24 protein-coding genes and 1 other annotated feature are annotated in these 23,565 nt (G+C 45.6%); of the genes, 9 read left to right on the top strand and 15 right to left on the bottom strand.

Annotated features, from left to right (window positions below):
• Positions 1-29 precede the first annotated feature (29 nt).
• From plaP to HEM79_RS15550, 4 genes are all read right to left on the bottom strand, one after another.
• Positions 30-1,388, bottom strand: a complete 1,359-nt coding sequence (gene plaP, locus HEM79_RS15565) for a putrescine/proton symporter PlaP (protein WP_000019197.1) — start codon at positions 1,386-1,388, stop codon at positions 30-32.
• Positions 1,378-1,440, bottom strand: a complete 63-nt coding sequence (gene yoeI / locus HEM79_RS15560; protein ID WP_105279388.1) for a membrane protein YoeI — start codon at positions 1,438-1,440, stop codon at positions 1,378-1,380. The genes plaP and yoeI overlap by 11 nt, the downstream gene beginning before the upstream one ends.
• A 214-nt stretch (positions 1,441-1,654) precedes the next feature.
• Entirely contained in the window at positions 1,655-2,584 is a 930-nt protein-coding gene (locus tag HEM79_RS15555) for a LysR substrate-binding domain-containing protein (protein WP_000803330.1), read from the bottom strand.
• A 45-nt stretch (positions 2,585-2,629) separates the two neighbouring features.
• Positions 2,630-3,454: an SDR family oxidoreductase gene (locus tag HEM79_RS15550; RefSeq protein WP_000754742.1), complete on the bottom strand. Its 825-nt coding sequence runs from the start codon at positions 3,452-3,454 to the stop codon at positions 2,630-2,632.
• Between the two features lie 426 nt (positions 3,455-3,880).
• Between HEM79_RS15550 and hisL the strand changes: the two genes are divergently transcribed.
• The 9 genes from hisL (at position 3,881) to hisIE (ending at position 11,110) form a co-directional block, all read left to right on the top strand.
• Positions 3,881-3,931, top strand: a complete 51-nt coding sequence (gene hisL, locus HEM79_RS15545; protein WP_001364200.1) for a his operon leader peptide — start codon at positions 3,881-3,883, stop codon at positions 3,929-3,931.
• Positions 3,907-4,030, top strand: a sequence feature (His leader region). (Overlaps the previous gene by 25 nt.)
• 46 nt (positions 4,031-4,076) lie before the next feature.
• Positions 4,077-4,976 (top strand): ATP phosphoribosyltransferase, encoded by a 900-nt coding sequence (gene hisG / locus HEM79_RS15540; RefSeq protein ID WP_176242944.1) that lies wholly within the window; start codon positions 4,077-4,079, stop codon positions 4,974-4,976.
• A 5-nt stretch (positions 4,977-4,981) separates the two neighbouring features.
• Entirely contained in the window at positions 4,982-6,286 is a 1,305-nt protein-coding gene (gene hisD, locus HEM79_RS15535; protein ID WP_176242945.1) for a histidinol dehydrogenase, read from the top strand.
• Entirely contained in the window at positions 6,283-7,353 is a 1,071-nt protein-coding gene (gene hisC, locus HEM79_RS15530) for a histidinol-phosphate transaminase (protein ID WP_176242946.1), read from the top strand. Before hisD ends, hisC begins: the two co-directional genes overlap by 4 nt.
• Positions 7,353-8,420, top strand: coding sequence for a bifunctional histidinol-phosphatase/imidazoleglycerol-phosphate dehydratase HisB (hisB, locus tag HEM79_RS15525; RefSeq protein WP_176242947.1), 1,068 nt, complete (start codon positions 7,353-7,355; stop codon positions 8,418-8,420). Before hisC ends, hisB begins: the two co-directional genes overlap by 1 nt.
• Complete coding sequence (gene hisH, locus HEM79_RS15520) at positions 8,420-9,010, top strand: imidazole glycerol phosphate synthase subunit HisH (protein WP_001607649.1); 591 nt, start codon at positions 8,420-8,422, stop codon at positions 9,008-9,010. The genes hisB and hisH overlap by 1 nt, the downstream gene beginning before the upstream one ends.
• On the top strand, positions 9,010-9,747 hold the full coding sequence (gene hisA, locus HEM79_RS15515; RefSeq protein ID WP_004016705.1) for a 1-(5-phosphoribosyl)-5-[(5-phosphoribosylamino)methylideneamino]imidazole-4-carboxamide isomerase: 738 nt from the start codon (positions 9,010-9,012) through the stop codon (positions 9,745-9,747). The genes hisH and hisA overlap by 1 nt, the downstream gene beginning before the upstream one ends.
• On the top strand, positions 9,729-10,505 hold the full coding sequence (gene hisF / locus HEM79_RS15510) for an imidazole glycerol phosphate synthase subunit HisF (RefSeq protein WP_176242948.1): 777 nt from the start codon (positions 9,729-9,731) through the stop codon (positions 10,503-10,505). The genes hisA and hisF overlap by 19 nt, the downstream gene beginning before the upstream one ends.
• Positions 10,499-11,110 carry a bifunctional phosphoribosyl-AMP cyclohydrolase/phosphoribosyl-ATP diphosphatase HisIE gene (gene hisIE / locus HEM79_RS15505; protein WP_176242949.1) on the top strand — a complete coding sequence of 204 codons (612 nt, stop codon included), beginning with the start codon at positions 10,499-10,501 and terminating at the stop codon, positions 11,108-11,110. The genes hisF and hisIE overlap by 7 nt, the downstream gene beginning before the upstream one ends.
• Before the next feature lie 96 nt (positions 11,111-11,206).
• On the opposite strand, the gene wzzB is transcribed toward hisIE, so the two are convergent.
• The 11 genes from wzzB to HEM79_RS15450 form a co-directional block, all read right to left on the bottom strand.
• Positions 11,207-12,184, bottom strand: a complete 978-nt coding sequence (gene wzzB, locus HEM79_RS15500) for an LPS O-antigen chain length determinant protein WzzB (RefSeq protein ID WP_176242955.1) — start codon at positions 12,182-12,184, stop codon at positions 11,207-11,209.
• Between the two features lie 145 nt (positions 12,185-12,329).
• On the bottom strand, positions 12,330-13,496 hold the full coding sequence (gene ugd, locus HEM79_RS15495; protein WP_176242950.1) for a UDP-glucose 6-dehydrogenase: 1,167 nt from the start codon (positions 13,494-13,496) through the stop codon (positions 12,330-12,332).
• A 245-nt stretch (positions 13,497-13,741) separates the two neighbouring features.
• A complete protein-coding gene (gene gndA, locus HEM79_RS15490; RefSeq protein ID WP_000043468.1) occupies positions 13,742-15,148 on the bottom strand; it encodes an NADP-dependent phosphogluconate dehydrogenase in 1,407 nt (468 codons plus the stop codon).
• Between the two features lie 187 nt (positions 15,149-15,335).
• Positions 15,336-16,760, bottom strand: a complete 1,425-nt coding sequence (locus HEM79_RS15485; protein ID WP_176242951.1) for a phosphomannomutase — start codon at positions 16,758-16,760, stop codon at positions 15,336-15,338.
• Positions 16,761-16,765: 5 nt separating this feature from the next.
• Positions 16,766-17,512 carry a glycosyltransferase family 2 protein gene (locus tag HEM79_RS15480; protein WP_001222849.1) on the bottom strand — a complete coding sequence of 249 codons (747 nt, stop codon included), beginning with the start codon at positions 17,510-17,512 and terminating at the stop codon, positions 16,766-16,768.
• Complete coding sequence (locus tag HEM79_RS15475) at positions 17,512-18,918, bottom strand: mannose-1-phosphate guanylyltransferase/mannose-6-phosphate isomerase (RefSeq protein ID WP_000926414.1); 1,407 nt, start codon at positions 18,916-18,918, stop codon at positions 17,512-17,514. Before HEM79_RS15475 ends, HEM79_RS15480 begins: the two co-directional genes overlap by 1 nt.
• Before the next feature lie 5 nt (positions 18,919-18,923).
• A complete protein-coding gene (locus HEM79_RS15470; RefSeq protein ID WP_000166826.1) occupies positions 18,924-19,385 on the bottom strand; it encodes a GDP-mannose mannosyl hydrolase in 462 nt (153 codons plus the stop codon).
• Positions 19,386-19,387: 2 nt separating this feature from the next.
• On the bottom strand, positions 19,388-20,353 hold the full coding sequence (fcl, locus tag HEM79_RS15465; RefSeq protein ID WP_010353186.1) for a GDP-L-fucose synthase: 966 nt from the start codon (positions 20,351-20,353) through the stop codon (positions 19,388-19,390).
• 3 nt (positions 20,354-20,356) lie between these two features.
• Entirely contained in the window at positions 20,357-21,481 is a 1,125-nt protein-coding gene (gmd, locus tag HEM79_RS15460; protein ID WP_024165189.1) for a GDP-mannose 4,6-dehydratase, read from the bottom strand.
• A gap of 18 nt (positions 21,482-21,499) precedes the next feature.
• Entirely contained in the window at positions 21,500-22,525 is a 1,026-nt protein-coding gene (locus HEM79_RS15455; RefSeq protein ID WP_000256237.1) for a glycosyltransferase family 4 protein, read from the bottom strand.
• Positions 22,525-23,565: hypothetical protein (locus HEM79_RS15450; protein WP_286178597.1), on the bottom strand; the 1,041-nt coding region annotated here is incomplete at its 5' end. The genes HEM79_RS15455 and HEM79_RS15450, both read right to left, overlap by 1 nt.

Genomic DNA, 23,565 nt, shown 5'->3' with positions numbered 1-23,565 from the left:
GGATGGTTATGCCATCCGGCTTGATAGGATTATGCAACGTCTTCGTACTGCGGAACCGGGTTGCGGAAGCTCTTCGTCACGCAAGCCAGATAAATCAGACCGATTGCCGCCCAGATCAGCCCCAGAACCATTGAGCTTTCTTCCAGGTTAACCCACAGCGCACCTACAGTCAGAGCACCACACATCGGCAGGAACAGATACTGGAAGTGATCTTTCAGCGTTTTGTTACGCTTCTCACGGATCCAGAACTGCGAAATGACCGACAGGTTAACGAAGGTAAATGCTACCAGCGCACCAAAGTTAATCAGCGCCGTTGCCATTACCAGGTCAAAGTTGATTGCCAGCAGAGCAATCGCGCCAACCAGGATAATGTTCATCGCCGGGGTACGCCATTTCGGGTGTACATAACCGAAGAAGCTTTTCGGGAACACGCCGTCACGACCCATTACGTACATCAGACGCGCTACGCCTGCGTGCGCCGCCATACCGGACGCCAGTACGGTAATGGTGGAGAAGATCAGCGCGCCAACCTGGAACGCTTTACCCGCAACGTACAGCATGATTTCAGGCTGTGACGCATCCGGATCTTTAAAGCGAGAGATATCCGGGAAGTACAGCTGCAGAAAGTAAGTTGCAAAGATGAAGATCATGCCGCCGATCAGCGCGGTCAGGAAAATCGCACGCGGGATCACGCGCTCTGCATCTTTGGTTTCTTCCGACAGGTTGCTGATGCCGTCAAAACCTGTAAAGGAGAAGCACAGGATCGTCGCACCGGTAATCATTGGGATAACATGCGCATCGCCAGACCAGAACGGACGGGTGCTCGCCAGCGTACCAGCGCCTTCACCTTCAAATACGCCGTAAACTACCATGCCCAGAATCACCGCGATCAGCACAACCTGCAACACTACGATTACCGTGTTGAAGTTCGCTACGGATTTCAGACTACGCAGGTTAAAGGCGGTCATAAAGGCCACCAGCGCCACCACAAACATCCACGATGGGATGGAAGGCACCAGGGCTTCAAAATAGATTTTCGCCAACAGAATGTTGATCATCGGCGCGAACAAATAGTCGAGCAGAGAAGACCAACCCACCATAAAGCCAACGGTCGGGCTAATGGATTTCTGGGCGTAAGTGTATGCAGAGCCAGCTGAAGGATAGCGGCGAACCAGCTTCCCGTAGCTCAGAGCCGTAAACAGGATCGCAATTAATGCGAACGCATAGGCTGTCGGCACATGACCATCCGTGAGGCCTGAAACGATACCAAAAGTATCAAACAGCGTCATCGGCTGCATATAGGCAAGACCCATCATTACAACCGGAACTAACGTAAGCGTTTTACGCAATTCCACGCGAGAGGTGTTTGGAGTAACGTTATGCGACATGGTCATTCTCCTTTACGGTGAAAACCGTCGCGTAAGCAAAAAATTGCCCCATTTTTTTGGATTCCTCAGCGACAACAACTGTCGATTTTTAGTAAATATCTATCCGGTACGAAGCCCGGCCTCTTGGTATGAATGATTGGTTTGAAGCAAAAAATAACCGACGCGGATAAAACGTCGGTTTTTAGTCATTTTTTGACAGCGGCGCATTGTGCCTAAATGGGGGGTAAATGACAAGAGAATGAGAGGCTTGTCATAAAATTTTTTATTTAAATGGCTGATTTTCCGTCATCAGATTTTGCATAAACACCAGCAATCGCACTATTTGCTAAAATCTCATCCCGCCACCACGCGCTGGCAAGCCCTGCGGTCTGTTCGTTCCAGCCAATCCAGACCGGTTCAAAAAGAGTCTGGGCGACCACTTTCTTCTCAATTAACGCGCCACTATCGAGAAAACGTTGCGCCAGATAGCGGGGTAAATAGCCACAACCAAGACCGCTGATTTGTAGCTCCAGCTTGGTTTTAAAATCGAATACGGTTATGGCTTCTTGTTCGTCGAGTATTTGCGAGGCTGTGGACGCGGCTGCCTGTGCCGTGTCGCCTACCACTATTGCCCGGTATCGTTTAATAATTCGTCGATTTAACGGTTCTTCTTCCAGTGCTAATGGATGATGGGGTGCCACAGCGAAAACTTGCTCCAGATCACCCAGACGAGAAAAGCCAAATTCGCTGGAGGACGGCGGCTCATGCATCGCGCCGACAATAATATCCGCCCTCCCCTGAGTCAGCGCCTCCCAAGAACCACCGAGCACGCCATTGATAAATTTCAACCGCGTTACGCTGTGATGTTGATAAAAGACTTCAATGAGCGGCGCAAGCAGAGAAAAAGGGAAAGTGTCGTCTACTCCAATCACCAGCTCGTTTTCCCACCCTTCATGAAGTTTGATCGCCTGTTTTTCCAGTTCATGAACAGTGTGGAGTATTTCCCGCCCTTTCTCTAATAGCATTTTTCCGGTACGGGTGAATTTAGCGCGGTGTCCGCTACGATCGAGTAATTGAATATTAAGGTCGCTTTCCAGCTTGTGAACGGTATAACTCAGAGCGGACGGCGTCTTGTAGAGTTTGGCCGACGCCGCCGCAAAACTGCCTTCCTTTTCTAAGGCATCGAGGATCATCAACACATCCAGCAGTGGTTTCATACACGCCCCCTTGCAGTGTATGCGGCGTCCTGCTGGCGTGATCGTTTACTCCAGCGGCATTACCAGCGGATCGGGATACTGGTATTCAAATCCCAGTTCATTGCAAATCCGACTGCCATCAATAATTTTACCCTTACCGCTGTCCAGACTGTTTCTGAACTGCGGGGGTTCCAGCCCCAGTAAACGAGCCATCTGTGGATAGAAAACATTGCGCGCAGGGTGAGCTGGCGCACATATATTATAGATGTGTCCGCCTTTAGGTGCCTGTAACAACAGGGTGATAGCGCCAATAACATCTTCCTGGTGGACTAAATTAACACCGTGCTCACCGTCAGGCGCGGTTTTTCCGGCAAAGAAGCGTCCGGGATGGCGCCCTGGTCCGACCAGACCCGCAAGACGCAGAATATCGACTGAAGTACCGGGTAAATTGTGCAGCCAGTCTTCGAGTTCTTCTAATACTCGTCCACTGTTGGTCACTGGATTACGCGGGGTAGTTTCTTTCACAGTGCCTTGTGCATCGCCATAGACAGACGTTGAGCTGGTAAAAATAATGCGGGGAATACGATGAGCCAGCGCACTATCCACCAGCTCTTGCACAGCTTGTAAATAGAACTCATCGCCGGGGCCACTGCGACGTGCAGGAAGCGTAATGACCAGCGCATCGGCATCCATCAGGGCATCCAGATCGTCAGAATCACAAACTAACTCAGGCTCCATGCGAAGCAGATAGCTATCAATCCCGCTCATTCGGGCCGCTTCGACGCCATCTTGTGTGGTTTTACTCCCGGTGACCTGCCAGCCGCGCGCTGAAAGTGACATCGCCAGCGGCATACCTAACCACCCTAACCCGACAATTGCGACCTTTTTCATCCGTTTTCTCCTGATACACCTTAGATCTATAAGGCTACGCCAGCGTATCAAAACTGACAATTCATTCTATGAATGAAATCGAAACTGTTAGCAAATATACAATTGCCTGATGCGCTCCGCTTATCAGTCCTACAAAAACATCAATATATTGAATTTAGGCAACATTTGTAGACCAGATAAGGCATTCACGCCGCATCCGGCAGGAACAAAGCCCACTTTAGTTACAGAACACAATGTTCTTGAGGGTTTTAAAGACATATTTTCACGATTACTTTTTTAACGTAGCCACTCCTGGCCCCCTCCTTTCCCCGCTCATTCATTAAACAAATCTATCGTCACAAAATATATAAAAAAGCCCTTGCTTTCTAAGGTGAAAGTGGTTTAGGTTAAAAGGCATCAGTTGAATAAACATTCACAGAGAATTTTATGACACGCGTTCAATTTAAACACCACCATCATCACCATCATCCTGACTAGTCTTTCAGGCGATGTGTGCTGGAAGACATTCAGATCTTCCAGTGGTGCATGAACGCATGAGAAAGCCCCCGGAAGATCATCTTCCGGGGGCTTTTTTATTGCGCGGTTGATAACGATTCAGACAGGTTTAAAGAGGAAGAAGAAAATGACAGACAACACTCGTTTACGCATAGCTATGCAGAAATCAGGGCGTTTAAGTGATGATTCACGCGAATTGCTGGCGCGCTGTGGCATTAAAATTAATCTTCACACCCAGCGCCTGATCGCGATGGCAGAAAACATGCCGATTGACATTCTGCGGGTGCGTGACGACGACATTCCCGGTCTGGTAATGGACGGCGTAGTTGACCTCGGGATTATTGGCGAAAACGTACTGGAAGAAGAGTTGCTTAACCGCCGCGCCCAGGGTGAAGATCCGCGCTACTTTACCCTGCGTCGTCTCGATTTCGGCGGCTGCCGCCTTTCGCTGGCAACGCCAGTTGATGAAGCCTGGGACGGCCCGCTCTCCTTAAACGGTAAACGTATTGCCACCTCTTATCCTCACCTGCTCAAACGTTATCTCGACCAGAAAGGTATCTCTTTTAAATCCTGCTTACTGAACGGTTCTGTCGAAGTGGCTCCGCGCGCCGGACTGGCGGATGCGATTTGCGATCTGGTTTCCACCGGTGCCACGCTGGAAGCTAACGGCCTGCGCGAAGTCGAAGTTATCTACCGCTCGAAAGCCTGCCTGATCCAGCGCGATGGCGAAATGGAAGAATCCAAACAGCAACTGATCGACAAACTGCTAACCCGTATTCAGGGAGTGATCCAGGCGCGCGAATCAAAATACATCATGATGCACACACCGACCGAACGTCTGGATGATGTCATCGCCCTGCTGCCAGGTGCCGAACGCCCGACTATTCTGCCGCTGGCGGGTGATCAACAGCGCGTAGCGATGCACATGGTCAGTAGCGAAACTCTGTTCTGGGAAACCATGGAAAAATTGAAGGAGCTGGGCGCCAGCTCGATTCTGGTTCTGCCAATTGAGAAGATGATGGAGTAATAGCCATGAGCTTTAACACAATCATTGACTGGAATAGCTGTACTGCGGAACAACAACGCCAGCTGTTAATGCGCCCGGCGATCTCCGCCTCTGAAAGCATTACCTGTACCGTCCGTGAAATTTTAGATAACGTGAAAGCACGCGGCGATGATGCCCTGCGGGAATACAGCGCGAAGTTTGATAAAACCACGGTTACCGCACTGAAAGTAACTGCTGAGGAAATTGCCGACGCCTGCGAACGCCTGAGCGACGAGCTGAAACAGGCGATGGCAGTGGCAGTAAAGAATATTGAAACCTTCCACACTGCGCAAAAACTGTCGCCGGTAGATGTTGAAACTCAGCCAGGCGTGCGTTGCCAGCAGGTCACCCGCCCGGTTGCTTCGGTTGGTTTGTATATTCCTGGCGGCTCTGCCCCGCTCTTCTCAACCGTATTAATGCTGGCGACTCCGGCGCGTATTGCAGGCTGTAATAAAGTTGTACTGTGCTCACCGCCACCGATTGCCGATGAGATCCTCTACGCGGCGCAGCTGTGTGGCGTGCAGGACGTGTTTAACGTCGGTGGAGCGCAGGCCATTGCCGCGCTGGCGTTCGGTACGGAATCCGTGCCGAAAGTGGACAAAATCTTCGGGCCTGGTAACGCCTTTGTCACCGAAGCGAAACGCCTGGTGAGCCAGCGTCTGGACGGTGCGGCGATCGATATGCCCGCAGGCCCGTCGGAAGTGCTGGTGATTGCTGACAGCGGCGCAACACCGGATTTTGTCGCCTCTGATTTGCTCTCCCAGGCAGAACACGGCCCGGATTCACAGGTGATTTTACTGACGTCCGATGTTGATATGGCGCGTCGCGTTGCCGAAGCCGTCGAACGCCAGTTGGCAGAACTGCCGCGTGCTGAAACCGCCCGCCAGGCACTGAGCGCCAGCCGCCTGATTGTGACCACCGATTTAGCGCAGTGCGTGGCGATCTCCAACCAGTACGGCCCGGAGCACCTGATCATTCAGACCCGCAACGCCCGTGAACTGGTCGATAGCATCACCAGTGCCGGCTCGGTATTTCTTGGTGACTGGTCACCGGAATCGGCGGGCGACTACGCCTCCGGCACCAATCACGTGCTGCCGACTTACGGTTACACCGCCACCTGTTCCAGTCTCGGCCTGGCGGATTTCCAGAAGCGTATGACCGTGCAGGAACTGTCAAAAGAAGGTTTTTCCGCGCTGGCTTCAACCATTGAAACACTGGCTGCCGCCGAACGCCTGAGTGCCCACAAAAATGCCGTTACTTTGCGTGTTAACGCCCTTAAGGAGCAAGCATGAGCACCGTGACTATTACCGATTTAGCGCGTGAAAACGTCCGCAACCTGACGCCGTATCAGTCGGCGCGTCGTCTGGGCGGTAACGGCGATGTCTGGCTGAACGCCAACGAATATCCTACAGCTGTGGAGTTTCAGCTTACGCAACAAACGCTCAACCGTTACCCGGAATGTCAGCCGAAAGCGGTCATTGAAAATTATGCACAGTATGCAGGCGTGAAACCGGAACAGGTGCTGGTTAGCCGTGGCGCGGACGAAGGTATTGAACTGCTGATTCGCGCCTTTTGCGAACCGGGCAAAGACGCCATCCTCTACTGCCCGCCAACGTACGGCATGTACAGCGTCAGCGCCGAAACCATTGGCGTCGAGTGCCGCACGGTGCCGACGCTGGAAAACTGGCAACTGGATTTGCAGGGGATTTCCGACAAGCTGGACGGCGTGAAAGTGGTCTACGTTTGCAGCCCCAACAACCCAACCGGGCAACTGATCAACCCGCAGGATTTTCGCACGTTGCTGGAGTTAACTCGCGGTAAGGCAATTGTGGTTGCTGATGAAGCCTATATTGAATTTTGTCCGCAGGCATCGCTGGCGGGCTGGCTGGCGGAATATCCGCATCTGGCTATTTTGCGTACCCTTTCGAAAGCCTTCGCTCTGGCGGGTCTTCGTTGCGGGTTTACGCTGGCAAACGAAGAAGTCATCAACCTGTTAATGAAAGTGATCGCCCCCTACCCGCTCTCGACGCCGGTTGCCGACATTGCCGCACAGGCGTTAAGCCCGCAGGGAATTCTCGCCATGCGTGAGCGGGTGGCGCAAATTATTGCAGAACGCGAATATCTGATTGCCGCTCTGAAAGAAATCCCCTGCGTGGAGCAGGTTTTCGACTCCGAAACCAACTACATTCTGGCGCGCTTTAAAGCCTCCAGCGCGGTGTTTAAATCTTTGTGGGATCAGGGCATTATCTTACGTGATCAGAATAAACAACCCTCTTTAAGCGGCTGCCTGCGAATTACCGTCGGAACCCGTGAAGAAAGCCAGCGCGTCATTGACGCCTTACGTGCGGAGCAAGTTTGATGAGTCAGAAGTATCTTTTTATCGATCGCGATGGAACCCTGATTAGCGAGCCGCCGAGTGATTTTCAGGTGGACCGTTTTGACAAACTCGCCTTTGAACCAGGCGTGATCCCGGAACTGCTGAAGCTGCAAAAAGCGGGCTATAAACTGGTGATGATCACTAATCAGGATGGTCTGGGGACACAAAGCTTCCCGCAGGCAGATTTCGATGGTCCGCACAACCTGATGATGCAGATCTTCACCTCGCAAGGCGTACAGTTTGATGAAGTGCTGATTTGCCCGCACCTGCCCGCCGATGAATGCGACTGCCGTAAGCCGAAAGTAAAACTGGTGGAGCGTTATCTCGCTGAACAGGCGATAGATCGCGCCAACAGTTATGTGATTGGCGATCGCGCGACCGATATTCAACTCGCAGAAAACATGGGTATTAATGGCTTACGCTACGACCGCGAAACCCTGAACTGGCCGATGATTGGCGAACAACTCACCAGACGCGATCGTTACGCTCACGTAGTACGCAACACCAAAGAGACGCAGATTGACGTTCAGGTGTGGCTGGATCGCGAAGGCGGCAGCAAGATTAACACCGGCGTTGGCTTCTTTGATCACATGCTGGATCAGATTGCCACCCATGGCGGCTTCCGCATGGAAATCAACGTTAAAGGCGACCTCTATATCGACGATCACCACACCGTCGAAGATACCGGCCTGGCGCTGGGCGAAGCATTAAAAATTGCTCTTGGTGACAAACGCGGTATTTGCCGCTTTGGTTTTGTCCTGCCGATGGATGAATGCCTTGCCCGCTGCGCGCTGGATATCTCTGGTCGCCCGCACCTGGAATACAAAGCCGAGTTTACCTACCAGCGCGTGGGCGATCTCAGCACCGAAATGATCGAACACTTCTTCCGTTCGCTCTCTTATACCATGGGCGTGACGTTGCACCTGAAAACCAAAGGTAAAAACGATCACCACCGTGTAGAGAGCCTGTTCAAAGCCTTCGGTCGCACCCTGCGCCAGGCCATCCGCGTGGAAGGCGACACCCTGCCCTCGTCGAAAGGAGTGCTGTGATGAACGTGGTGATCCTTGATACCGGCTGCGCCAACCTGAACTCAGTGAAGTCAGCCATTGCGCGTCACGGCTATGAACCAAAAGTCAGCCGTGACCCGGACGTGGTGTTGCTGGCCGATAAACTGTTTTTACCTGGCGTTGGCACTGCGCAAGCGGCGATGGACCAGGTACGCGAGCGCGAGCTGTTTGATCTCATCAAGGCCTGTACCCAACCGGTGCTGGGCATCTGCTTAGGGATGCAACTGCTGGGGCGACGCAGCGAAGAGAGCAACGGCGTCGATTTACTGGGCATCATCGACGAAGATGTACCGAAAATGACCGACTTTGGTCTGCCGCTGCCGCATATGGGCTGGAATCGCGTTTACCCGCAGGCGGGCAACCGTCTTTTTCAGGGAATTGAAGACGGCGCGTACTTTTACTTTGTTCACAGCTACGCAATGCCGGTCAATCCGTGGACCATCGCCCAGTGTAACTACGGCGAACCGTTCACCGCTGCGGTGCAAAAAGATAATTTCTACGGCGTGCAGTTCCACCCGGAGCGTTCTGGTACCGCTGGCGCTAAGTTGCTGAAAAACTTCCTGGAGATGTAATGATTATTCCAGCATTAGATTTAATCGACGGCACCGTGGTGCGTCTCCATCAGGGCGATTACGGCAAACAACGCGATTACGGTAACGACCCGCTGCCGCGCTTACAGGATTACGCCGCGCAGGGTGCCGAAGTGCTGCACCTGGTGGATCTGACCGGGGCAAAAGATCCGGCTAAACGCCAAATTCCCCTGATTAAAACGCTGGTCGCTGGCGTTAACGTTCCTGTGCAGGTTGGCGGCGGCGTGCGTAGCGAAGAAGACGTGGCAGCATTACTGGAAGCAGGCGTTGCGCGCGTCGTAGTCGGCTCCACCGCAGTGAAATCACCCGAAATGGTGAAAGGCTGGTTTGAACGCTTCGGTGCCGATGCGCTGGTGCTGGCGCTGGATGTACGCATTGACGAGCAAGGCAGCAAACAGGTGGCAGTGAGCGGCTGGCAAGAGAACTCGGGCGTTTCACTGGAACAACTGGTGGAAACCTATCTGCCCGTCGGCCTGAAACATGTGCTGTGTACCGATATCTCGCGCGACGGCACGCTGGCAGGCTCAAACGTCTCTTTATATGAAGAAGTATGCGCCAGATATCCGCAGGTGGCGTTTCAGTCCTCCGGCGGCATTGGCGACATTGATGATGTCGCTGCCCTGCGTGGTACTGGTGTGCGCGGCGTAATAGTTGGTCGGGCATTACTGGAAGGTAAATTCACCGTGAAGGAGGCCATCGCATGCTGGCAAAACGCATAATTCCATGTCTCGACGTTCGTGATGGTCAGGTGGTGAAAGGCGTACAGTTTCGCAACCATGAAATCATTGGCGATATTGTGCCGCTGGCAAAACGCTACGCCGAAGAAGGCGCTGACGAGCTGGTGTTCTACGATATCACCGCTTCCAGCGATGGGCGTGTGGTAGATAAAAGCTGGGTATCTCGCGTGGCGGAAGTGATCGATATTCCCTTCTGCGTAGCTGGCGGGATTAAGTCCCTGGATGACGCTGCCAAAATTCTTTCTTTTGGTGCGGATAAAATATCCATCAACTCCCCTGCGCTGGCAGATCCGACATTGATCACCCGTCTGGCAGATCGTTTTGGCGTGCAGTGTATTGTGGTAGGCATTGATACCTGGTACGACGCAGAAACCGGCAAGTATCACGTTAATCAATATACCGGCGATGAAAACCGCACCCGCGTCACTCAATGGGAAACGCTCGACTGGGTAGAGGAAGTACAAAAACGCGGTGCCGGAGAAATCGTTCTTAATATGATGAATCAGGACGGTGTGCGTAACGGTTACGATCTCGAGCAACTGAAAAAAGTACGTGAAGTCTGTCACGTACCGCTGATTGCCTCCGGTGGCGCAGGCACCATGGAACACTTCCTCGAAGCCTTCCGCGATGCCGACGTTGACGGCGCGCTGGCGGCTTCCGTGTTCCACAAACAAATAATCAATATTGGTGAATTAAAAGCGTACCTGGCAACACAGGGCGTGGAGATCAGGATATGTTAACAGAACAACAACGCCGCGAACTGGACTGGGAAAAAACCGACGGGATGATGCCAGTAATTGTGCAACACGCGGTATCCGGCGAAGTGTTAATGCTGGGCTACATGAACCCGGAAGCTCTGGATAAAACCATCGAAAGCGGCAAAGTTACCTTCTTCTCGCGCACTAAACAGCGACTGTGGACCAAAGGCGAAACGTCGGGCAATTTCCTCAACGTAGTGAGCATTGCACCGGACTGCGACAACGACACCCTGCTGGTGCTGGCGAATCCAATCGGCCCAACCTGCCACAAAGGCACAAATAGCTGCTTCGGCGATACCGCTCACCAGTGGCTGTTCCTGTATCAACTGGAACAACTGCTCGCCGAGCGCAAATCTGCCGATCCGGAAACCTCCTACACCGCCAAACTGTATGCCAGCGGCACCAAGCGTATCGCACAAAAAGTTGGCGAAGAAGGCGTGGAAACCGCACTGGCCGCGACGGTACATGACCGCTTTGAACTGACCAACGAAGCATCTGATTTGATGTATCACCTGCTGGTATTGTTGCAGGATCAGGATCTGGATTTAACGACGATAATTGAGAACTTACGCAAGCGGCATCAGTGAATTGGGGCTGACTGGATGTGATGTTTTTGTCGCATCCGGCAACAAAAAACGGGCATAGTGTCACCACCCTGCCCGTTTTCTTTAAAGCTAAAAAGATTATTTCGCGTTGTAATTACGCAGCGCATTACGCCCAAGCACAATCCCCGCTCCAACCATACCGCCCAGCAGCACAGCCAGAATCAGTGTGATGGCCTTTTTCGGGCTATCGCGACGAATTGGCAGTGTGGGTTTCATAACGTAACGGTAGGCATTTATATCAAGATCATCAACCTTCAGGCTTTCGATATCCAAAAGGTTTTGACGAGTCTGGTAGTAGCCAGGAGAGAAAACCAGCGGACGGGTCGCTTCATGCTTGATCATCGATTCCAGTGCATCACTCCCCAGAAGGAACAACGTATCCTGCGTTACGTCTTCGGTCTGTTGAATCTGTGGCTTTGCCAACTGCGCCTGATTCGCATATTGCAACGCTTCCTGAATCTGGCGGATACGCAGATCTTTTTGCTCCTGTGCCACCACTTCTTGCGTTTTCAAAGAGTCTTTCAGGGTTTTCATACCCAAAGAAATATTATCTTTCAGGTCCTTTTCCAGCTCTTTATTCACCTGGTCATCAACCTGTTGAATATATTCAGCCAGCTTCTTCTGTGCGTCCGCCGCAGTTTGCCCGACATAAGAAACAGCTAACGGCAACGGCTGATTTTTAACAGAAGGTTCAATGGTCAGTTTTTCTGGTTCTTCCTGATTATCCAGCGTTTCGGCTAATGCAGAGAAGGCAGAACTGAAGCGACCAATTAACGCCTCCTGTAAATCCGACACTTTCGGTGCAGCCGGACCATAGATAACATTCATGGCATTGTTATAGCCAGCAATTTGCCCCACATCTGGCTGAGTAACAATGGCTGTCGACGTCCATTTCTCTTTCGCGACCGCCAGATATCCGATAGCCAGAGCGATTGCCACAATAACAGTGATGAAGATTGTCACCTTCCCACGCCACAACTGCATCAGTAAATCAATTAAATCAATCTGTTCCGGGTCATGGTTATGCCCAGGAATATTATTATTTTCAACTCTCATCATTACCCTAACAGACGGAAAATTTCAGGTCGCCATAGTTTAGCGATAATCTGTATGAATGCCATAGGAGTAACAATAAAAATACTGAATTACTCCACGAGCATTAAATGACGTGCGTACAGAAAACCATCATAGTAACAATAGGTTAGTCACTACCGAAAAGATCACGGGTATAGACCTTATTTGCTACATCCTTAAGCTCTTCAGACATACGATTAGAAATGATGACATCAGCCTGTTGCTTAAACGTTGTAAGGTCACGTTCCAGTCGCGAGTTGAAGAACGATTCTTCCTTCATCACTGGTTCATAAATGATAACTTCAACACCCTTAGCTTTGATCCGTTTCATAATCCCCTGAATGGACGAAGCGCGGAAGTTATCCGAACCGCTCTTCATTATCAGACGATATATTCCAACTACTTTAGGTTTGCGCGACAAGATAGCATCGGCGATGAAGTCTTTCCGGGTACGGTTAGCCTCAACGATGGCAGAGATAATATTATTGGGAACAGACTGATAGTTTGCCAACAGCTGCTTGGTATCTTTCGGTAGACAGTAGCCACCGTAACCAAATGATGGATTGTTGTAGTGGTTGCCGATGCGTGGATCAAGACAAACGCCTTCAATAATTTGACGTGTGTTCAGTCCTAAACTTTCTGCATAGCTATCCAATTCATTAAAGTACGCCACACGCATCGCGAGATAGGTATTAGCAAAAAGTTTAATTGCTTCAGCTTCTGTTGAATCAGTAAACAGGGTTGGAATATTTTGTTTGATTGCCCCTTCCTGTAATAACGCGGCAAAACGCTCTGCACGTTCAGAACGTTCGCCGATCACGATACGAGAAGGATGAAGATTATCGTAAAGGGCTTTACCTTCGCGAAGGAATTCGGGGGAGAAAATAATATTTTCGGTGTGGTATTTCTTATGCATAGCGGCGGTAAAACCTACCGGAACCGTGGATTTGATAACCATTACCGCCTGGGGATTTATCTCTGTTACATCTTTAATTACTGATTCTACGCTGGATGTATTGAAATAATTAGTTTTAGGATCATAGTCAGTCGGAGTTGCGATAATCACATAATCTGTATTCCGGTAAGCTTCATTTTTATCTAAAGTGGCATTAAAGCATATTTTACCTGATTGCAAATACTGCTGAATCTCTTTGTCAACAATAGGAGATATCCTATCATTCAGCATTGCGACTCGTGACGGTAAAATATCTAATGCGACAACTTCATGATTTTGTGCGATTAAAAGCCCATTTGAAAGGCCTACATAACCGGTACCGGAAATGGTGATTTTCATTTCATGCTCTCAGAATTAACTTAACTATGAATCATGATGTTTTTAGCATCCTGATAAGAGTTAAAAGTTTTAACGCTACGGTGATGAGTGGTCAACGCAACGAAAAACAATTCAGATTTTCTTTATAAAAATAGCTAATATTTATTAAGTTAATATTAAGCAATGAAATTTAGTCTATAAGATTTATGGCAAAAAAAAGCCCAGCGATAAATGCCGGGCCTTAGTTTATTACTGATTAAATCAGATTAATCCAACCATTCGGTGTGGAATACACCTTCTTTATCAATGCGTTTATAAGTATGTGCACCGAAATAGTCACGCTGTGCCTGAATCAGGTTCGCAGGCAATACTGCAGCACGGTAGCTGTCGTAATAGGCAACCGCAGCGGCAAAGGTTGGAACCGGAATACCGTTTTGCACCGCATAAGCTACAACATCACGCAGAGCTTGCTGGTAGTCGTCGGCAATTTGTTTGAAGTAAGGAGCCAGCAGCAGGTTAGCGATCTTCGGATTTTCAGCGTAAGCATCAGTGATTTTCTGCAGGAACTGAGCGCGGATGATACAGCCAGCACGGAAGATCTTCGCGATTTCACCATAGTTCAGATCCCAGTTGTACTCTTCAGACGCGGCACGTAGCTGTGAGAAGCCCTGAGCGTAAGAAACAATCTTACCCAGATAAAGCGCACGACGAACTTTCTCAATGAACTCAGCTTTATCGCCTGCTGGCTGTGCTTGCGGACCGGACAGTACTTTAGACGCCGCAACACGCTGCTCTTTGAGAGAAGAGATGTAACGTGCAAACACTGATTCAGTGATCAGTGACAGAGGTTCACCGAGATCCAGCGCACTCTGGCTGGTCCACTTACCAGTACCTTTGTTAGCTGCCTCATCCAGAATCACATCGACCAGGTAGTTACCGTCTTCATCTTTTTTGGTGAAGATATCTTTAGTGATGTCGATCAGATAGCTGCTCAGCTCACCGTTATTCCACTCGGTGAAAGTCTGAGCCAGCTCTTCGTTGGAAAGGTTCAGGCCACCTTTCAGCAGAGAATAGGCTTCCGCAATCAGCTGCATATCGCCGTATTCAATACCGTTGTGAACCATTTTTACGTAGTGACCTGCACCGTCGGCACCAATATAGGTAACACACGGTTCACCATCTTCAGCTACGGCAGCAATTTTGGTGAGGATTGGCGCAACCAGTTCATAGGCTTCTTTCTGACCACCAGGCATGATGGAAGGCCCTTTCAGCGCGCCCTCTTCACCGCCGGAAACACCAGTACCGATGAAATTAAAACCTTCTGCGGAAAGCTCACGGTTGCGACGAATGGTGTCCTGGAAGAAAGTATTACCACCATCAATGATGATGTCGCCCTTATCGAGGTATGGTTTCAGGGAATCAATAGCAGCATCCGTGCCTGCACCTGCTTTCACCATTAACAGGATGCGACGAGGCGTTTCAAGAGATTCAACAAACTCTTTCACCGTATAGTAAGGAACCAGTTTTTTGCCTGGATTTTCAGCAATAACTTCTTCCGTCTTTTCACGGGAACGGTTGAAAATAGAGACGGTATAACCACGGCTTTCGATGTTGAGCGCAAGGTTGCGCCCCATCACAGCCATACCGACGACGCCAATCTGTTGCTTTGACATTGTTTACTCCTGTCAGGGGTGGTCACCGCGGGGTTGCGCGGCTTGAAATATGAAACAGATGTTAACTCAAGTTACATATATGTGTGTAGTGCTGTATATCATAGTTATCCCAACAAACTGTTTATATCTGTTGGTTGTTAAGTGTTGAGCATACCCTCGTTTGCATACATTGTTACATAAGATTATGTCAGTTACGTAAAAGAACAATATTACTTAATACTGTATTGACATATGTTTTCGCCTGACTCTCATCATTAGCTTCAGTATAGCAACGAAGCTCAGGCGCATTACCTGATGGGCGAAGATGAATAACAGCACCGTTTGAAAGTGTAAATCTTGCACCATCTGTTTCATCAATATCAATGCAAGTCAGTGTTGAAAATCCCAACTTATTTAAAAAAGCATCGGGCGCTGAAATCGCATCATTAATTATTTTTTTGCTTTCAACGCTTGGGAAATCTTTTACACGATCGGACCAAGTAAAACGCTGAGGAAGACTTTCAACTAATGTTGATATTTTACTTTTACTGGCTGTCGTTAATAACATTAATACAGGTAATATCGCGTCGCGGGTTGGTAACGCCTTTAACGTTTTTCCATTAATCAACAGGTCTGATGCCAGAAGAAAACCACCATTGGCCTCAAAACCAGCAATAGCGTCGTATCGATTCTTAAGTTCTTCAAACGCAGCAATAACATACGGGGAACCGATTTTTGTACGTTGAATACATGTGAATTTGTTTGATAGCTCAACTGCGGTATTACAACTGACTGGAATCGCTAATGCCTGAATTTTTAAAGCATCAGCAGTTAGAAGCCCCAGGATATCACCTCTTAACCACTCACCTTTTTCATCTGCTACAAGCGGTCGGTCACCATCTCCATCGGTGGAAAAGATAGCGTCCAGCTTAAATTTCTCCGACCATTCACGCGCTCTTACTCGATCTTCCTCACTAACTGCCTCTGTATCAATGGGAACAAATTCATCACTTCTGCCCAAAGATACGACTTCAGCACCTAATTGACTAAATAATGGGGCATATAAATCCCTACCGGCACTAGAGTGTTCGTAAATACCGATTTTTTTGCCTTTTAGAATATTTTTATCAAATAATGATACATATCGTGTTATGTATGAATTAGCACCTTGAGAGCTAGTTTCCAAATGAGGTAATGTAGTTACAGGAGAAAACGTATATTGACTATTTGCTATCGCAACTTCATCTTCTTTTGTAATTTCTCCATCTGGTCGATAGAATTTCAATCCATTGCGATCAAATGGGATATGACTTCCGGTAACCATAATGCATGGTATGCCTTTCTGCATCGAATAATATGCCAACGCTGGTGTAGGAATGACACCATGATATTCAACGTTGAACCCATGTTGTTTTATTGCATATGCGCATGCCTGTGCAATTTTATAACTACTGGGACGGTTATCGATTGCTAAGGCAACCGTATTAAAGTTAGATTTATTTTGTACAACTGAAAGGAAAGCATGGGTGAACGCAGCACATACATCATGGGTAAAATCAACGACTAAACCGCGCGCACCACTAGTGCCGAAAGCAATGTTGCTTTGATCAATAACTTTATTAGCATTTAACATGATGATTACTTTTTAATAAATTGAGGGAGTTTTGAAAGATTTTTATACGCTAAGGCTAATGGCCAGATAATACCATTATTCCTCATAACACGAATATCTTCCATTGACTTATTAACCATTGAAGATATTGAGCGATTACTAATTCCGCCAACACGCATCTTCACTAATACTTTAGGTAAATAAGCTACCGAAACTCGTTGTTTTAGAATATAACGCAATAATGAGTCATAATCAGCAGAAATTCGATAATCTAATGAAAAATCACCAAATTTATTATAACAATCACGTTTCATATAAAATGATGGATGAGGTGGCATCCAACCTAATTTCATTCTCACACGGCTAAACGTGCCACTTTTCCATAATCTAATACGTTTAGCCGTATCATTCTGAGAAACGTATTCCAGATCACCATAAACAGCATCACACCCCGAATTTTCAAATGTTTTTGCTATATCTGCAATAACATCATCATAAGCAAGTAAGTCATCAGAATGTAAAAATCCAATAACATCACCAGTAGCTACCTGAATACCTTTATTCAGTGCATCGTAAATACCTTTATCTGGTTCGCAAATGATTTTTGAAACTCTTGTACAATTACTTTTAATTAGCTCAATTGTATTATCGTTAGAGGCCCCATCTATAATTATATACTCTATATCTGGATGCGTTTGTTTTTCCAGAGAGAGCAATGTATCAAGCAGAGTTTTTTCACTATTATAGGTTGCTGTAATAATAGAAATCCTCATTAGTATCCAACCCCTGATGAAGAAACTCTTATAACATCATCCTCTTCCAGGTAGACTCCGGATCTAACTTCAATTATTTCAAGTGGGATCTTGCCAGGATTTTCAATTGAATGTGGAACGCCAACAGGAATATATGTTGATTCATTTTCTGAAACAAGATAGGTCTTATCCTCAAGATGAACTTTAGCTGTCCCCGATACAACCACCCAATGTTCAGTACGATGATAATGGATCTGTTTAGCCGTAATGTGTCCAGGTAATACAATCACATGCTTTACCTGGAATCGTTCCCCTTCAGCAATAGTATCATGACTACCCCAAGGACGAAAAATTTCCCGATGCTGTAAATATTCTGTTCGATTATTCTTTTTAAGTTGTGCAACTATATTCTTAACTTGCTGAACTTTGTCTTTATGTGCAACCAATACAGCATCTTTCGTTTCAACGACAACCAAATCCTTTATGCCCACTGCACCAATAAGTCTATGCTGCGAATAAAGATAACTATCTGTCGCATCTTCGACCAGTACGTCACCACGAATGGCATTACCGCTTTGATCTTTTGAGCTTATTTCCCATAACGCAGACCATGACCCAACATCACTCCATTGCGCATTTAACGGAACGACGACAGCTTCAGATGTTTTTTCCATAACGGCATAGTCAATTGACTCTTCAGGGCAGCAAGAAAAAGAAGAGTTATCCAAGCGGATAAAATCTAAATCTTGTGTCGAGGAAGCTAAGGATTGTTGGCAACTCTCTAAAATATCTGGGCGGAATTTTTTCAGTTCATCAATAAAGACAGATGCTCTGAACATAAACATTCCACTATTCCAAAGATAGCCACCATCTGACAAATACCGCTGAGCTAATTCTAGCCCTGGCTTTTCAACAAAAGCTGCGACTTTATAACCTTGCCCACCAAGTGAATCACCTGACTTAATATAACCATACCCGGTCTCTGGAGCAGTTGGAACTATGCCAAAGGTAACCAACTTACCTTGCGTCGCGAAATCCTTAGCAGCCAAAACTGCTGCAATAAAACTTTCTTCATCCTGAATTTCATGGTCAGCAGCAAGAACCAAGAGTATAGGATCCTCTCCAGTTACCATTGCCTGAAGTGCCGCAAGCGCAACGGCAGGTGCAGTGTTGCGTCCAACAGGCTCAAGCAAAATTCCACTATGCTTTAAACCTACTTTACGCAATTGTTCAGCAACGATAAAACGATGTGATTCATTACAAATAATCAAAGCAGGAGTGTGTTCAACCTTTTCAAGCCGTCGCAAAGTCTCTTGCAACATAGTTAACCGGCTATTTAAGGACAGGAACTGTTTCGGATAAAGTGTACGTGAGAGAGGCCATAATCTGGTCCCAGAACCACCGGCCATGACAACGGGAAGTAGCATATTTATTACCTTGGAATAAAATAATTTTTGGTATACTGATGAACAATAGTGCTATGAAGTAAGGCTTCTACATCAAACCACTTGTAGGAATTATGCTGGGCCGTTGGTAGTCGAATTTGCTGAGGATTAAGTTGGGTTTCGTATCCATGCACTATGTAGTGAGTAGAAAAATCGGTCCCAGAAACATTATCATTATAGAAATGTTCATACACCCCAAGAAAATTCGCCTGATCAAGACTGATTTGGTAGCCTAATTCTTCAAATGTTATCCTTTTAAAAGCTATCTCGAATGACTCATCCTTAAAAATTCGCCCACCAGGTACAAACCAATAATTTTTCGCAGGGCGATTCAGGCGCTGCCCAAGCAGCACCTCACCTTTCTCATTTCTAATTATGAGATCAATCGAGATTAGAGGAGTATGCTCAACTATTGTTTTAAATAACTCAAATTCTAATCTCTTAGTCACAATTAGCCTCGGAAAGTATTTTTATTTTCGAGAAACCATTGATATGTCAATGATAAACCTTCATGTAAATTATAGCGATATTCCCAACCTAAATTTTTTAAGCGAGTAACGTCCATTAATTTACGTGGTGTACCATCTGGTTTTGTAGCATCAAAAACAATTTTCCCTTGATAGCCAACTACAGAGGCCATTGTTTCAGCCATTTCACGTATAGAACAATCAACACCTGTGCCTACATTAATATGGGATAGCATTGGCTGTGTATGTTCTTGATAAATTTTGTCTTCAAGTTCCATAACATAAACCGAAGCTGCAGCCATATCATCAACATATAAAAATTCACGCATTGGAGTTCCCGTTCCCCAGACAATAACTTCTGGTGCACCGCTTTCTTTTGCCTCATGGAATCGACGCATGAGGGCAGGAATAACATGCGAATTTTCAGGATGAAAATTATCATTAATACCATACAAATTAGTTGGCATTATGCTCCGATAATCACGCCCATATTGCCGATTGTAAGATTCACATAATTTTATTCCCGCAATTTTTGCGATGGCGTACGGCTCATTTGTTGGTTCAAGTATGCCAGTTAAAAGCGCAGATTCTTTCATTGGTTGATCTGCGAACTTAGGATATATACAGCTAGAACCTAAGAATAGTAATTTTTGAATTCCAACTTTATGAGCTGAATGAATAATATTACTCTCTATCATGAGATTCTGATAGATGAATTCTGCCGGAAAAGTATTGTTAGCATAGATCCCACCAACTTTTGCTGCGGCAAGATAAACTTGATCAATACATTCCTCTTCAAAAAAATGTTTAACATCTTCCTGAATCGTCAAATCGAGTTCTTTATGTGTTTTAACAATTAATTCAATATCATTACGTACTGATAATTGCCTACAGATTGCAGAACCCACCATACCTTGATGCCCTGCGACATAAACTCTTTTCTTTATCATGTATTAACGCTCCAGAGAAACCGAAACATCATAGCCATGGCTTTTAAGAAGTGCATGTTGTTTTGCTTTTAACAAATCGCTTGCAACCATTTCCGCGCACATCTCTTCAACTGTAATCTCTGGCTCCCATCCTAATATATTTTTTGCTTTTGCAGGATCACCTAAGAGGGTTTCAACTTCAGCAGGACGGAAATAACGAGGATCAACCCGAACTATAACATCCCCAACATTTACACCAATAGCACAATCGGAAATTTTATTTACTACTGTAGCTATCTCATCCACACCTTCACCAGAGAATTCAAGTTCGAGACCGACTTCTTTAGCTGCCATACGGACAAATTCACGCACAGAAATCTGTTTACCTGTGGCAATGACGAAATCCTCTGGATGATCTTGCTGAAGCATCATCCATTGCATGCGAACATAATCTTTAGCATGTCCCCAGTCACGCAACGAATCTAGATTACCCAAATATAGGCATTGTTCGATCCCCTGTGAAATATTAGCTATTGCACGAGTAATCTTACGAGTGACAAATGTTTCTCCACGGCGTGGCGATTCATGGTTAAAAAGAATTCCATTACACGCATATATGCCATAAGACTCACGGTAGTTAACTGTTATCCAATAAGCATACATTTTCGCTACAGCGTATGGCGAACGCGGATAGAATGGGGTAGTTTCACGTTGAGGAATCTCTTGAACTAAACCAAAAAGTTCTGAAGTAGATGCTTGATAGAAACGTGTTTTTTTCTCCAACCCACAGATTCGTATTGCTTCCAATAATCGCAACGTCCCTATTGCATCTACATCTGCTGTATATTCTGGTGACTCAAATGACACAGCTACATGAGATTGTGCACCAAGGTTATAAATTTCATCTGGTTGAATCTCCTGAATTAAACGGATCAGATTTGATGTATCGGTTAAATCTCCATAATGTAATATAAAATTAGGCTCATCTACGAATCGGGATTGATAAATATGATCAATTCTATCAGTGTTAAATGACGATGCTCGCCGTTTTATACCATGTACTTCATAACCTTTTTCAATGAGAAATTCGGCAAGATATGAACCATCTTGCCCAGTTACGCCAGTGATAAATGCAACTTTTTTCTTCATTTTAATCATCTTATATTCCTAAATATTTAATTCGTTATAAACATTAATTGTTTCGTTAACACATTTTGACCATGAAAATTTTCGCGCCTGAAGTAAACCTCTTTCGACCATATCATTTCTTTTTAAATTAACTAATTCTAAAGCTTCTTTTAAAGTGAACTCATTAATATCATCAATATAAATAGGCGCATCTCCCCCTACTTCTGGCAATGAAGATGTATTCGCACAAATAACTGGACATCCGGCCTGCATAGCTTCTATGACAGGTATTCCAAAGCCCTCATAACTGGAGGGATAAACAAGAGCATATGCAGTGTTATACTGTATATTTAAATCTTCATTACTCAAAAAAGAAAAATGTTCATATCTGTTTTTTAAATATTTCTCAAGGAGTTCTTTTTCATATTTTTTAAGTACTCCTCCACCTACTATCGTAAGCTTTAAGTCATGTAACTTCCCCACAGCTTTTACTGCAAGAACGAAATTTTTATAACCCTCTCTAGCACCGACAAATAAGACTGAGTTATTGACTCTTATATCCAATAGGTTGGATAGATGTTTATATGATGAAGATACACCATTATAAATCACTCTAATTTTGTCTTCACTAATTGGACAGTACTTGAGTAAATCCCTGGCTGTGTTGTTTGAAATACAAATTACGATATCACTATTTTTGATAGCATGATATTTTTGAAGTGTATGAATGAATTTTGACATTCCTCCTCTATATTTTTCATATGTAAAATCATGAACAGTTGTGACATTTTTTACATTTAAATAAGGATTTTTATGTACTCGATAATAACTTGAGTGAAAAACGCCACCTTTAACATCAGAAACATTTTTATATCTTTCTAAAACTCTTGGCGTACGATATTGTAACTTTAAGTTATTTGTATCGAACTCAAACTCTTTATTTTTATACAACAAAATTTCAGCCTGGTAGTTTGACTTCGCCATTCCCTGGATCAACTCATTAAAATATACACTTATTCCACCAAATGATTGGAGGTTATAAATAATTCCATCAATAGTTACCATTATCGCCCCCGTAAGGTAATACGTTCGATTAGAACGAACAATATCATAAAGAAGATTAGTAACAACACATATGCAGGCCCAGTAAAATACGTGCCAAATGAAGGTGAAATAAGAATTAAAGAAAGTAGCAAATACGAAGCAGAGTTTGTCATTACGTTTTTATTGAAAACTTTGAGTTTAGCAAAAATATAGCCATAAAATATATTCATAGGTGTCAGGAATGTTAAAATTACCAATCCTACATATCCATAATCAACAAAATTATCCATCCCCTTTGAAAAGGCTGGAGTATGACCAGATTCCGCAGCACCTGGATAATATATTTCATTTACATGAAGGAAGCCATACACAAATGGTTTCTCTGGAAACAAACTTCTCGGTATATAAGACCAAAATTGACTGAAATAAACTGTACCATTAAATAATCTAACTACGCCTTTATCAAGATCCTGAAGCAAATAAATACTATTTTGATATTGATCAAAATAAGACAACACGACATCAACATTCATATTACCAATAGCTAAAAACAAATTATAAAGAATGGCACATGCTGCCAGAGGCGTAACTAAAATGAGTCCAAATTTTAAAAACTTAGATTGATTGAGGCTTAACACTGCAAGATAAAAAATCGCGAATGAAAGAATAAAAGTTTTTGAGCCTAGAAAAAATACCAAGACACAATATAATATAGCACATATAAATAATTTCATTTCTGAACGTAAAGCTAACGCTCTAGTAAAATAAGATACTGAAAGCGTACTTAAAGAAAAAGCATATAAAAATCCATTACCTTCTCGATAGTTTTGATAGCCGTCCCTTGGATTCATTAACCATCCGGAAATGCCTATTTCTGACGTTGAAGAAAGAAGAACAAATAAAGCGACAAATAGAATTAATGTAATGTTGGATATTCTTTTTAATTTACCTTTTGAAATCACATGGTTGAAGGAAATTTCACTTTTTTTAAATACTGTATTGAACACCAAATAAAAGAAAATTATAGATAAAATACCAGTAAAAGAATAGATGTTATATAT

This window comes from Escherichia sp. 93.0816 (genome assembly GCF_013368855.2).
GTDB lineage: Bacteria > Pseudomonadota > Gammaproteobacteria > Enterobacterales > Enterobacteriaceae > Escherichia > Escherichia ruysiae.
This window is presented reverse-complemented; position numbering and strand designations above follow the sequence as displayed.

Excerpts from the sequence above, each read along its gene's own strand:
- plaP (WP_000019197.1), bottom strand. The coding sequence starts at position 1,388 with ATGTCGCATAACGTTACTCCAAACACCTCTCGCGTGGAATTGCGTAAA.
- HEM79_RS15555 (WP_000803330.1), bottom strand. The coding sequence starts at position 2,584 with ATGAAACCACTGCTGGATGTGTTGATGATCCTCGATGCCTTAGAAAAG.
- HEM79_RS15550 (WP_000754742.1), bottom strand. The coding sequence starts at position 3,454 with ATGAAAAAGGTCGCAATTGTCGGGTTAGGGTGGTTAGGTATGCCGCTG.
- hisG (WP_176242944.1), top strand. The coding sequence starts at position 4,077 with ATGACAGACAACACTCGTTTACGCATAGCTATGCAGAAATCAGGGCGT.
- hisD (WP_176242945.1), top strand. The coding sequence starts at position 4,982 with ATGAGCTTTAACACAATCATTGACTGGAATAGCTGTACTGCGGAACAA.
- hisC (WP_176242946.1), top strand. The coding sequence starts at position 6,283 with ATGAGCACCGTGACTATTACCGATTTAGCGCGTGAAAACGTCCGCAAC.
- hisB (WP_176242947.1), top strand. The coding sequence starts at position 7,353 with ATGAGTCAGAAGTATCTTTTTATCGATCGCGATGGAACCCTGATTAGC.
- hisH (WP_001607649.1), top strand. The coding sequence starts at position 8,420 with ATGAACGTGGTGATCCTTGATACCGGCTGCGCCAACCTGAACTCAGTG.
- hisA (WP_004016705.1), top strand. The coding sequence starts at position 9,010 with ATGATTATTCCAGCATTAGATTTAATCGACGGCACCGTGGTGCGTCTC.
- hisF (WP_176242948.1), top strand. The coding sequence starts at position 9,729 with ATGCTGGCAAAACGCATAATTCCATGTCTCGACGTTCGTGATGGTCAG.
- hisIE (WP_176242949.1), top strand. The coding sequence starts at position 10,499 with ATGTTAACAGAACAACAACGCCGCGAACTGGACTGGGAAAAAACCGAC.
- wzzB (WP_176242955.1), bottom strand. The coding sequence starts at position 12,184 with ATGAGAGTTGAAAATAATAATATTCCTGGGCATAACCATGACCCGGAA.
- ugd (WP_176242950.1), bottom strand. The coding sequence starts at position 13,496 with ATGAAAATCACCATTTCCGGTACCGGTTATGTAGGCCTTTCAAATGGG.
- gndA (WP_000043468.1), bottom strand. The coding sequence starts at position 15,148 with ATGTCAAAGCAACAGATTGGCGTCGTCGGTATGGCTGTGATGGGGCGC.
- HEM79_RS15485 (WP_176242951.1), bottom strand. The coding sequence starts at position 16,760 with ATGTTAAATGCTAATAAAGTTATTGATCAAAGCAACATTGCTTTCGGC.
- HEM79_RS15480 (WP_001222849.1), bottom strand. The coding sequence starts at position 17,512 with ATGAGGATTTCTATTATTACAGCAACCTATAATAGTGAAAAAACTCTG.
- HEM79_RS15475 (WP_000926414.1), bottom strand. The coding sequence starts at position 18,918 with ATGCTACTTCCCGTTGTCATGGCCGGTGGTTCTGGGACCAGATTATGG.
- fcl (WP_010353186.1), bottom strand. The coding sequence starts at position 20,353 with ATGATAAAGAAAAGAGTTTATGTCGCAGGGCATCAAGGTATGGTGGGT.
- gmd (WP_024165189.1), bottom strand. The coding sequence starts at position 21,481 with ATGAAGAAAAAAGTTGCATTTATCACTGGCGTAACTGGGCAAGATGGT.
- HEM79_RS15455 (WP_000256237.1), bottom strand. The coding sequence starts at position 22,525 with ATGGTAACTATTGATGGAATTATTTATAACCTCCAATCATTTGGTGGA.